Source organism: Pseudomonas syringae, from assembly GCF_021606685.1.
GTDB classification, from domain to species: domain Bacteria; phylum Pseudomonadota; class Gammaproteobacteria; order Pseudomonadales; family Pseudomonadaceae; genus Aquipseudomonas; species Aquipseudomonas syringae_R.
Genome location: NZ_WKCB01000061.1, coordinates 1 through 11232 on the forward strand (window position 1 = coordinate 1; position 11232 = coordinate 11232).

Consider the following 11232-nt stretch of genomic DNA (forward strand, 5'->3'; position numbering starts at 1 on the left):
AACAACCCCCCCCACCCCCAAAAGCAGCCATCCAATTGACGCCAAAAATCCCCTGACGGCCCCCTGTCAATTAATCAACAACAAAAAAATATTTCTCGCTACAATCCGCCGCTTTGCCACCCCCTTGGCACGTGCAAAAAACGCCCGTCGCTCACGAGAACCCCCATGCTCATCGGTAGCTATTCCCCCTCCCTGGTCGTCATCTCGCTGTTCGTCGCCATCCTGGCGTCCTACACCGCGCTGGACCTGACCGGCCGCCTCGCGACCGCCAAGGGCCGCGCCGTCTACCTGTGGATGGCCGGCGGAGCACTCGCGATGGGAGTGGGCGTGTGGTCCATGCACTTCATCGGCATGTTGGCACTGCGCCTGCCGTTCGCCCTGGGCTTCGACCTCGGCATTACCGCGCTGTCCCTGTTGATCGCAGTCGTGTCCAGCGGCTTTGCCCTATGGCTGGTCAGCCAGCCCCGACTACCCGCCTGGCAGTTGGCATTCGGCGCGCTGGTCATGGGCGCCGGCATCGCCAGCATGCATTACACCGGCATGGCCGCCATGCGCATGACCCCTGGCATCGACTACGACCCGAGCCTGTTTGGCGCCTCGTTGCTGATCGCAGTGGTGGCGTCCGGCGCCGCGTTATGGATCGCGTTCAACCTGCGTCGCAACACCCCGTACGTGCGCCTGGCACGCGGCGGCGCGGCCGTGGTGATGGGCTTTGCCATCGTCGGCATGCACTACACCGGCATGGCGGCGGCACAGTTCGCTGATGAAAGCTTTTGCGGCGCTGCCTTGTCGGGGCTCAGCGGCAAAGGCCTGGACAACCTGGTGCTGGTGACCACCCTGGCCGTGCTGGCCATCGCGTTACTGACCTCGTTGCTCGATGCGCGCCTGGAAGCCCGCACTGCGGTGCTCGCTGACTCCCTGACCCTGGCGAACCAGGAGCTGACCCACCTGGCCCTGCATGACATGCTCACCGGGCTGCCCAATCGCACCTTGCTGGCCGACCGTATCCAGCAGGCCATGCAGGCGGTGAACGAGCAGGGCGGTTGCTTCGCCCTGATGTTTATCGACCTGGACGGCTTCAAACCGGTCAACGATGCATTTGGCCACCACCTAGGTGACCAGTTGCTGCGCGAAGTCGGCCAGCGCCTGCGCGAGGACCTGCGCGGCCAGGACACCCTGGCGCGTATCGGCGGCGATGAGTTCGTATTGCTGGTGCAACTGAACCAGCGCGATGATGCCCTCGGCCTCGCCGAACGCCAGGTGGTGCTGATCAACCGCGCATTCCAGGTGGCCGAGCATGAGCTCAAGATCTCTGCCAGCGTCGGCATCGCCATCTACCCGGGCAATGGTGGCAACCCCCAGGAATTGCTGATGAACGCGGATGCCGCGATGTACCACGCCAAAGGCATGGGCAAGAACGGCTACAGTTTCTTCGACGTGTCGATGAACACCAACGCGCGCAAGCAGTTGCAGTTGTTGCAGGACCTGCGCAACGCCGTTGAACAGCAGCAGTTTCGCCTGTACTACCAGCCCAAGTTCGACGCACTCAGCGGTATCCCGGTGGGGGCCGAAGCCTTGCTGCGCTGGGAGCATCCGCAACAGGGCCTGCTGCTGCCGGCGACCTTTATCGAGCTGGCGGAAAAAACCGGCTTGATCATTCCTATCGGCGAATGGGTGCTCAATGAAGCCTGCCGCCAGATGCGCCTGTGGTATGCGCAGGGTTACGAAGACTGGCGCATTGCCGTGAACCTGTCGGCGCTGCAGTTCTGCCACGCGGGGCTGGTCAATAGCGTGGCGACTGCGCTGGAGCGTCATCAGTTGCCGGCCAACAGCCTGACCCTGGAAATCACCGAAACCACCGCCATGAGCGATGCCGATGCAAGCATGACAGTGTTGCAGCAGCTGTCGGACATGGGCGTCGACCTGTCCATCGATGACTTCGGCACTGGCTATTCGAGCCTGATGTACCTCAAGCGCCTGCCAGCCAACGAACTCAAGATCGACCGGGGGTTTGTGCGCGACCTGGAACACGACAGCGACGACGCCGCGATTGTTTCGGCCATCGTCGCCCTGGGCCAGGCCCTGGGGTTGCGGATTGTCGCCGAAGGCGTGGAGACCGATGTGCAGCAGAGCTTCCTCACGCGCTTGGGCTGTAATTCGCTGCAAGGCTATTTGCTGGGCCACCCGCTGCCGGCCGATAGTTTCATGGCCGACATCCAGCGTAACGAAGAGATATTGGCGCCTGACAAAAACCGTGCGTGACGGTTAGTATTGGATCCAACCTATCACCCGGTTGGATCAGGAGATCGCACGCATGGACAAAGTTGTCATCATCACTGGAGGCAGCCGTGGGATTGGCGCCGAGACGGCCTTGCTGGCCGCTCGCGAAGGCTATCGCATTTGCATCAATTACCGCTCTGATGAGTCAGCGGCCCACGCTGTACTCGAACAGGTGCGAGCGCTGGGCGCCCAGGCGATTGCCGTGCGGGCAGATGTCAGCATTGAAGATGAAGTGATTGCACTGTTCAGTCGTGTGGACGCCGAGCTGGGGCGGGTGACTGCATTGGTGAACAATGCTGGCACCGTGGCGCATAAGTCGCGGGTCGATGAAATGTCTGAATTTCGTATCCTGAACATCATCAAGACCAATGTGCTCGGCCCGATCCTGTGTGCCAAGCACGCCGTGTTGCGCATGTCCCCAAGGCATGGCGGGCAGGGTGGCAGCATTGTCAACGTGTCCTCGGTGGCCGCACGCTTGGGCTCGCCGGGTGAGTACGTCGACTACGCCGCCTCCAAAGGCGCAGTCGACACCTTCACCCTGGGCCTTTCGAAGGAGGTCGCGGGCGAGGGCATTCGCGTCAACGCGGTACGCCCCGGCTATATCTATACCGATTTCCATGCGCTGAGTGGCGACCCGGACCGCGTCAGCAAGCTTGAGTCCGGCATCCCCATGGCCCGTGGCGGCCGCCCGGATGAAGTGGCGGAAGCGATCATCTGGTTGCTGTCGGACAAGGCTTCCTATGCCACCGGCACGTTTCTCGACCTGGGGGGCGGGCGTTGAAACGCTTGGCCCGCAGGGTTATTGGTGGCGCAAGACCGCATATCCGTGGCGGGCGAAGTCGCTGAGCAACCTGGCTTCCGAGTTGTTCAGGCTGCTGTAGCCGTAGTCGCGAAAACCGTCGATTTTGCCATTGCGGTAATCACTGCCATTCAAGGTGCGGTTGTCGATGTTATCGATAAACCGCAGCACCCGGTCCAGGTCGCATGCTGCGTCGGCCTTGGCTGACGGGTCAGGATTGGCATCGGTCCAGTCACCGACCTGTTGCTTGAGGTCGTCACCGATTTCGTAATGATCACGGCTTTCCAGGAAGCGCGTGAGGACACGACTCTGTTCGATAATCCTGTCCGCCGAGCGATGATCACCTTCTGGGCGGCCTGTGGGGGCGGTCATCTCGCGTATTTGATCTCGTTCGATTGCACGCATGTAGTTGGGAGGGACAGGCAGCGGCTTGATACCTGGGTATAGAGACACGGTCATGGGAAACCTCAGCGTCGGGCCAGTGGAGGTGCTTCTTACGGTGTAAGAAAAGCACCTTTCCTCTGTGTGCCACAGCTTCGATTCGGTTCCTGCTCAGAACGAGCGCACGATACGTCCTAATGTCTCCATGGCCTTTTCCGATACCTCGGTCCACGGGCTGCCGTAGTTAAGGCGAATGCAGTTCCTGAAGCGCTGGGTCGCCGAGAAAATCGGCCCTGGCGCGATGCTGATGCCTTGCGCCAGCGCCATCTGGAACAACTTCAATGAATCGGTTTGCTCGGGCAATTCCAGCCACAGGAAATAGCCCCCGGCCGGTTGGCTGACGCGCGTCTGCGCCGGGAAGTAGCGGGCGATGGCGGCCAGCATGGCACTTTGTTGTTCTTCCAGGGCATAGCGCAATTTGCGCAGGTGCCGGTCGTAACCGCCGTGCTGCAGGTAGTCGGCAATCGCCGCCTGGGCCGGCATCGACGGGCACAGCGAGGTCATCAGCTTGAGGCGTTCCACTTTCTGTGCATAGCGGCCAGCCGCCACCCAGCCCACGCGATAGCCGGGGGCCAGGCTCTTGGCGAAGGAGCCGCAGTGCATCACCAGGCCTTCGGTGTCGAAGGCCTTGGCGGGTTTAGGCGCGTGCTGGCCGTAGTACAACTCGGCGTACACATCGTCTTCGATCAGCGGCACTTGATGGCTGCGCAGCAGTTCCACCAGCGCCTGTTTCTTTTCCTCGGGCAGGGTGGCGCCCATGGGGTTCTGGAAGCTGGTCATGGTCCAGCACGCCTTGATCGGGTAGCGCTGCAGGGTTTGCGCCAGGGCATTGAGGTCGATGCCATCGCGCGGGTGCACCGGAATCTCGACCGCCTTGAGCTTGAGGCGCTCCAGCACTTGCAGGCAGGCGTAGAACGCCGGGGCTTCGATGGCCACCAGGTCGCCGGGTTCGGTGACAGCCTGCAGGCACAGGTTCAGCGCTTCCAACGCGCCATTGGTGATCAGCAGTTCTTCCATGGGCAGCATCAGGCCGCCGACCATGTAGCGCAGGGCAATTTGCCGGCGCAGTTGCGGGTTGCCCGGCGACATGTCCGTGACCACCAGGCGCGGGTCCATCGCGCGGCTGGCGCTGGCCAGGGAGCGGGCCAGGCGCGGCAGAGGGAACAACATGGGGCTGGGGAAGGCCGAGCCGAACGGCACGGTATTCGGGTCTTTGATCGAATCGAGGACCGAGAACACCAGCTCACTGACATCCACTTGGGTGGACTCATGCACGTGCTCGCTCACCACCGGCTCGGAAAACGGGCTCGGCGCGTGGGTGTTGACGAAGTACCCGGAGCGCGGCCGTGCGCGGATCAGCCCGCGACGCTCCAGCAGGTAGTACGCCTGGAACACGGTGGATGGGCTGACGCCGTAGGTTTGGCTGGCGTAGCGCACGGACGGCACGCGCTGACCGGGGCCGAGCACGCCGGAGCGGATCAGTTCTGCAATGTCGTCGGCGAATTTTTCGTAGCGTTTCATGGCGGCCTTAAACAGTTTTTTCAGTATGTACACCGAGTAACAGGTGGGAGCGGGCAAACCCGCCGCCACCTTTGGATCTCCCATCGCCGGAGCGACTTCAGCGGTTCAGCGGTGCCACAAACCGGCTATCCGCAGCGCTGTAGACCCATGGCTCGTCCACATCCGTGACCTTGAAGCGCAGGGTCTGCGAGCTGCTTGCCGGTTTGTCGGCCAGCAACGCCACTGACACCGGTACATCAGTGATTTCACCGGGCGCCAGGCTGATCGTGGTGGTGCCCTGCAGTTGGAAGCCCTCGGCGTCCACCAGCTCCAGGCGGTAGTCCTGATGCTGCTGGGTCTTGTTGATGACCTTGAGGCTGTAAATGTTTTCGATCAGGCCCTGGGCGTTCTCGCGGAACAGGCCGCGGTCCTTGGTTACATCCAGCGACACCATCGGCCGCTCCACCAAGGCCACCACCAGCGCGGCGATCATCACCAGCAACACGGCACTGTAGCCGATCAGGCGCGGCCTTAGCAGGTGGGTTTTGCCGCCTTGCAGTTGATGTTCGCTGGTATAGCTCACCAGGCCACGGGCGTAGCCCATTTTGTCCATGATCGAATCGCATGCGTCGATGCAGGCGGCGCAGCCGATGCATTCCATTTGCAGGCCGTCGCGGATGTCGATCCCGGTGGGGCAGACCTGCACGCACAGCTGGCAGTCGATGCAATCGCCCAGCCCAAGGTCGGCGGGCTTGACCTCACGCTTGCGCGGGCCACGGTTTTCACCGCGTGCGGTGTCGTAGGAGATGGTCAAGGTATCCTTGTCGAACATCACGCTCTGAAACCGTGCATACGGGCACATATGCATGCACACCGCTTCGCGCAGCCAGCCGGCATTGAGGTAGGTAGCACCGGTGAAAAATACCACCCAGAACAGGCTCACGCCGCCCATTTGCCAGGTCAGCAGTTCGTTGGCCAGCGGGCGAATCGGGGTGAAATAACCGACAAAGGTCAGCCCGGTGAGCAGGCTGATGCCTAGCCACAAGGTGTGCTTGGCCGAGCGCCGCGCCAGCTTGTTGAGGCTCCAGGGCGCGGCGTGCAGCTTGATGCGCTGATTGCGCTCGCCTTCGGTGACTTTTTCACACCACATGAACAGCCAGGTGAACGAGCTTTGCGGGCAGGTATAGCCACACCACACTCGGCCCGCAAACACAGTGATCGCAAACAGGCCGAACGCGCAGATGATCAGCAGCGCCGACAGCAGGATGAAGTCCTGGGGCCAGAACGTAGCGCCAAAAATGTGAAACTTGCTGTCTGCCAGGTCCCATAACACCGCTTGTCGTCCGCCCCAGTCGAGCCACACGGTGCCGAAAAAAGCCAGGAACAGAAAGGCTGCACCGCCCATGCGCAAGGTACGGAACAGCCCGGTAAAACTGCGGGTATGGATCAACGTGTCACTGGATTTGGCCTTCACCTTCTTTGGGTGAATGGGCACAAAGGTTTCCACGGTTGGAATTCTTTCGCTCATGGTCGTTCACTCATCAGCCTCCATCAGGCGGATGAACTATGCGCGTGGCGCTGTTTGCAGAACAGACTCACCTAGGGCGATAAAAAGCGGATCAGATGGGGCGCAGGCGGGGCGCTGTAACAATCTGCTACACCCCTTGACGCAAGGGGTGCAGGGTTATCCAGGACGTACTGATACAGATCAATTAAATCAGCGAACCCGGTTCGTCGGCCTTTACATGCTGGCGCCCGTCGTGGGCCCCGGACACTGTCAGCGCGTCGGCCTCGGCTTCGGTGATATAGATGCGCTCCGCCGCCAACTCCACGTATGACATGGATTTGCTGGTATCGGTCAGCACAGTCACCCGGGTGGCTGGCACGCTCTGTTCTTGGCCATTGTCATCGAGCATGAAATAGCACAGCTGGTTTTCGATACGAATGGGCATGCCGTTCTCCTTTTCATGAGCTATAGGCGTTAGGGGGCATTGGCGTGCGGGGGTTCCAGGCAACTGACTGGCGGTCGCCGCTGTCCATCCTTTACCTATAACGAAAACGGAGCGCACCCATGGACGCCTGGTGGCATGAAGTCTGGCAAACCCTGCAAGCTGAATTCGCCGATATCGGCGATGCCAAGCAACTGACTCAGATCACTGTGCGCCTGCTGATCGCCGCGATCCTGGGGGGCATCCTCGGGTTCGAGCGGGAACACAAGGGCAAGGCCGCCGGGGTGCGCACCCATATGCTGGTGGCCTTGGGCGCTGCGCTGTTTGTATTGGTGCCGCAGATGTCCGGCAACCAGGCGGATGCCATGAGCCGCGTGGTGCAGGGAGTGATTGCGGGCATCGGCTTTCTTGGCGCGGGCACTATCCTCAAGGGCAAGGAGGACGAAGAGGGTCACGTCAAAGGGCTGACCACCGCCGCCGGCCTCTGGATGACCGCGGCAATTGGGGTTGCCGCGGGCATGGGCCGAGAATCGACAGCGGTGCTCAGTACCTTGTTGGCCTTGGCCGTATTCAGCGCCATGCCCCGTATCGTCAAGGCGTTCGAGAAGAATGGCTGACTGTCGGTCAAACCGACAGGTCCCGCTCTTTCACTTGACCGAATACCTTTACGACAAATGCCGTTTGTCCCCGATTAGCGGAAACCGACACAACCGATGTGTTTTTGGCACGCGAGTAGTGCAGTTGTATTTCGCCACTATGGCCCGATAACCGATTGACGCACTGCAGCGGCTTATTAAGTTGCCGCCCGATACCCGAGAGGTCCAATTTGTCTCGACCTGTGACGAAGTTTCGGATTTCGCTTGGGTGTTCCAGGGTGGACTCGTTCATGTGGGCGAAACTATAGGTTCTTGCGTGCAGGCCGCCGGCAGGTTCGCGGTAATCGTCTTTGCGCCACTCTTCGGGATGCGCAAATTGCAGCGCTCCGATCGCCTCTCTGACCTGAGTGGCGATGTCGCACAGGTGCTCGCTCTTGTCCTTGAGGGTATTTATATAGTGTTGAATGTTTGTCAGGGGCGCGTGTTCTCGTCGCGAGAAGGCGCGCACCATTTCAAAACGGCTTTCCGGCGGTGCACTCATCAAGCTGGCCTTGAGATTGAACATTGCCGAATCGATGTAGTTGCGATAGGCCTCAACTTGCTCGGTCTCGATGGGGGTCAACGCGCTGTTGATAGCGTTTTTGTTTAGCTGGGTTTCGATCAGGGTGAGTGCCTTGGTGCACGCTTTTGGATTGGGGCCGTTCAACACGCCTTTGAGCGTGTCTGGCGTCAACAGGGTGTCGATTTTGTTGAAGTAGGCCTGTGACTCTGCGGTGTCGGGGTTGCGCAGCATGCCTTCGACCATTTTACGGCCCAACTGGGCGCCGAGCGCGTTGATCTCTCGCTCCATCGCTGCCCGCTGGGCCGGTAAAGGCGCTGGGTTGTCGGGAAGCTTGGGGGCTCGGGCGCTGTTCGGGCCGGACTCGAGCAAGGCCTGCAGCGCCGCAGCATGGGTGTCGGCGGATGAGTGAAGGGCGGGCGGTGCGTGAGGGCGACTGAGTGGGGTTTCGGAATGAAGGCGCGACGGTAGATGGATGGTCGACATGATGAATCCTCATAAATGAATTAACGCTTTGCCCGGTAGGCTTGCAAGCGCACGGCTCAGTATGGGAACCATCAAATCGGTTGTATTTAGGGCATTGTCCTGAAGTTGAGTGGGAAAGCACGCCGATCAATGTCCGCTCGCAGGTCACCAACCCCTTATCTCACGAGCGGACACGGTGGTTTCAGACGATGACCGGCGGCACGCTCGTGGGCGGCTCCTGCACCGGCGGTGGGTCATTCTCGGGTGGCTCCTGCTCGGGAACCGGCGGTGGTTCAGCTGGCGGCAGCGTCGGGTTGTCGATATTCGGGTCGGGCGTTTCTGCCGGGATCGGGATATTCATCGGTGTGGCCTCCTTTGTGCTTTGCTCTAGCGGTGGACAATCGGCTGGGCGAATTGATTCCCCGCCCGATGGCGGCACATCCACCTGAACTTTTCCCTGCGGGGCAGGCTCGGACCTTATACGGCCCTGCTCAGGGAGAGTGTCGCCGTCTCAGAATTTGGATCAAGCAAAGAGCGTCCACAGGGCGTAAGGGGAAGATGCTCGATGACTGCTGAAACACAGGTTCCAGAAGAATCCCTCTTGCCGCTGTCCCAGGCATTGTTGTTGCCCAGGATTGCGATCGAAAGCACCACACCCGTGATCGACGGCGGCGAATTTGCCGTCAAGGCTGTGGTTGGCCAGCGGGTCAACGTCACCAGCACCGTGTTCGCCGATGGCCATGACAAACTCGCCGTGCTGATTCGCTGGCGTGCGCTGCACCAAGAGAGCTGGCACAGCGTGGTGATGTCCGATGTGGGCAATAACGGCTGGGAAGGCGCGTTTACCGTCGTCAGCCAGGGCCCGCATGAATTCTGCATTGAGGCCTGGATCGATACCTTTGCCAGCTTCTGCTATGAGTTGCGCAAAAAGCATGAGGCCGGCGTTCCCGTCAGCCTGGAGCTGCAGGAAGGCCGCAGCCTGGTGCTGCAGGCCGCCGAGCGCAGTGACAATGAGCTGCGTGACCGCCTGATGCTGCTGCACCACGAACTGTCCGGGCTGCTGGAAACCGAGCAGGTCGCGCAGTTTTTGCACGAAGACAGTGCACACCTGATGACCCAGGCCGATCACCGCGCCTACTTGAGCATCAGCACCGTGTACCCGATTGATGTGGAGCGTGAGGCCGCGCAATTTGCCAGTTGGTACGAGCTGTTTCCGCGCTCGATCACTGACGATCCGGCGCGCCACGGCACCTTCAATGATGTGCACTCACGCCTGTCGATGATCCACGACATGGGGTTCGACGTGCTGTACTTCCCGCCGATCCATCCGATTGGGCGCAGCCACCGCAAGGGCAAGAACAATTCCCTCACCGCAGGCCCGGACGATCCCGGCAGCCCATACGCCATCGGCAGCGAAGAGGGTGGCCATGAGGCCATTCATCCACAATTGGGTAGCCGCGAAGACTTCCGCCGCCTGGTCGCGGCCGCTGCCGACCACGGCCTGGAAATCGCCCTGGACTTCGCCATCCAGTGCTCCCAGGACCACCCGTGGCTCAAGCAGCACCCGGGCTGGTTCAACTGGCGCCCCGACGGCACGATCAAATACGCGGAGAACCCGCCGAAAAAATACCAGGACATCGTTAACGTCGATTTCTACGCGGCAGACGCGATTCCAAGCCTGTGGACCGAGCTGCGCGACGTCGTCGTCGGCTGGGTGGAAGAGGGCGTGAAGACCTTTCGCGTCGACAACCCCCACACCAAGCCGCTGCCGTTTTGGCAATGGCTGATCAGCGATGTGCGCGCGAAACACCCCGAGGTGATTTTCCTCGCCGAGGCGTTTACCACGCCGGCGATGATGGCGCGCCTGGGCAAGGTCGGCTATTCCCAGAGCTATACCTATTTCACCTGGCGCAACACCAAGGCGGAGCTGAGCGAGTATTTTGCGCAGCTGAACCAGTCACCGTGGCGCGAATGCTACCGGCCGAATTTCTTCGTCAACACGCCGGACATCAACCCAGGGTTCCTGCACGATTCCGGTCGCCCGGGCTTTTTGATCCGCGCCGCGCTGGCCACCATGGGCTCTGGCCTGTGGGGCATGTATTCCGGCTTTGAATTGTGCGAAGCCGCGCCGGTGCCGGGCAAGGAGGAGTACCTCGATTCGGAGAAGTACGAAATCCGCCCACGGGACTACACCGCCCCCGGCAACATCATTGCCGAGATCGCTCAGCTCAATCGTATCCGCCGGCAAAACCCGGCCTTGCAGACGCACCTGGGCCTCACGCTCTACAACGCCTGGAACGACAACATCCTGTATTTCGGCAAGCGCAGTGAAGACGGCAGCAACTTCATCCTGGTGGCGGTCAACCTTGACCCGTTCAACGCCCAGGAAGCCCATTTCGAGCTGCCGCTGTGGGAATTGGGTCTGCCGGACGACGCCCAAACCCAGGGCGAAGACCTGATGAATGGCCATCGCTGGACCTGGTACGGCAAGACCCAGTGGACCCGCCTCGACCCGCAGATGCCCTTTGGTATCTGGCGCATCAGCGTTTCCTGAGCCTGGCACAGGTGAAAAATGTGGGAGCGGGCTTGCTCGCGAATGCGGTGCGTTAGCTGATGAATTGGTTGACTGGCCCACCGCATTCG

The 11232-nt window shown here is 61.0% G+C and carries 10 protein-coding genes; 4 read left to right on the forward strand and 6 right to left on the reverse strand.

All coding sequences use genetic code 11. The features are described 5' to 3' along the window. The first annotated feature begins 165 nt into the window (after positions 1–165). Both GIW02_RS20415 and GIW02_RS20420 read left to right on the forward strand, forming a co-directional pair. Complete coding sequence (locus tag GIW02_RS20415; protein ID WP_236422016.1) at positions 166–2262, forward strand: EAL domain-containing protein; 2097 nt, start codon at positions 166–168, stop codon at positions 2260–2262. Positions 2263–2314: 52 nt separating this feature from the next. Then, on the forward strand, positions 2315–3061 hold the full coding sequence (locus tag GIW02_RS20420) for an SDR family oxidoreductase (protein ID WP_236418086.1): 747 nt from the start codon (positions 2315–2317) through the stop codon (positions 3059–3061). 18 nt (positions 3062–3079) lie between these two features. On the opposite strand, the gene GIW02_RS20425 is transcribed toward GIW02_RS20420, so the two are convergent. The 4 genes from GIW02_RS20425 to GIW02_RS20440 form a co-directional block, all read right to left on the reverse strand. Then, positions 3080–3451, reverse strand: coding sequence for a hypothetical protein (locus tag GIW02_RS20425; RefSeq protein ID WP_236422017.1), 372 nt, complete (start codon positions 3449–3451; stop codon positions 3080–3082). Between the two features lie 180 nt (positions 3452–3631). Then, on the reverse strand, positions 3632–5041 hold the full coding sequence (gene mapR, locus GIW02_RS20430) for a GntR family transcriptional regulator MpaR (protein ID WP_236418090.1): 1410 nt from the start codon (positions 5039–5041) through the stop codon (positions 3632–3634). Between the two features lie 97 nt (positions 5042–5138). Further along, a complete protein-coding gene (ccoG, locus tag GIW02_RS20435; protein ID WP_236418092.1) occupies positions 5139–6548 on the reverse strand; it encodes a cytochrome c oxidase accessory protein CcoG in 1410 nt (469 codons plus the stop codon). A gap of 184 nt (positions 6549–6732) precedes the next feature. Beyond that, positions 6733–6972: a DUF3203 family protein gene (locus tag GIW02_RS20440; RefSeq protein ID WP_236418093.1), complete on the reverse strand. Its 240-nt coding sequence runs from the start codon at positions 6970–6972 to the stop codon at positions 6733–6735. 119 nt (positions 6973–7091) lie between these two features. Between GIW02_RS20440 and GIW02_RS20445 the strand changes: the two genes are divergently transcribed. Beyond that, a complete protein-coding gene (locus tag GIW02_RS20445; RefSeq protein WP_236418094.1) occupies positions 7092–7586 on the forward strand; it encodes an MgtC/SapB family protein in 495 nt (164 codons plus the stop codon). 7 nt (positions 7587–7593) lie between these two features. Here the strand turns inward: GIW02_RS20445 and GIW02_RS20450 are convergent, their stop codons facing one another. Both GIW02_RS20450 and GIW02_RS20455 read right to left on the reverse strand, forming a co-directional pair. Continuing rightward, positions 7594–8610: a M10 family metallopeptidase C-terminal domain-containing protein gene (locus tag GIW02_RS20450; RefSeq protein WP_236418095.1), complete on the reverse strand. Its 1017-nt coding sequence runs from the start codon at positions 8608–8610 to the stop codon at positions 7594–7596. Positions 8611–8791: 181 nt separating this feature from the next. Then, positions 8792–8950 (reverse strand): hypothetical protein, encoded by a 159-nt coding sequence (locus GIW02_RS20455; RefSeq protein WP_236418096.1) that lies wholly within the window; start codon positions 8948–8950, stop codon positions 8792–8794. A 204-nt stretch (positions 8951–9154) separates the two neighbouring features. Between GIW02_RS20455 and GIW02_RS20460 the strand changes: the two genes are divergently transcribed. Next, on the forward strand, positions 9155–11143 hold the full coding sequence (locus GIW02_RS20460) for an alpha-1,4-glucan--maltose-1-phosphate maltosyltransferase (RefSeq protein ID WP_236418097.1): 1989 nt from the start codon (positions 9155–9157) through the stop codon (positions 11141–11143). Positions 11144–11232: the final 89 nt, after the last annotated feature.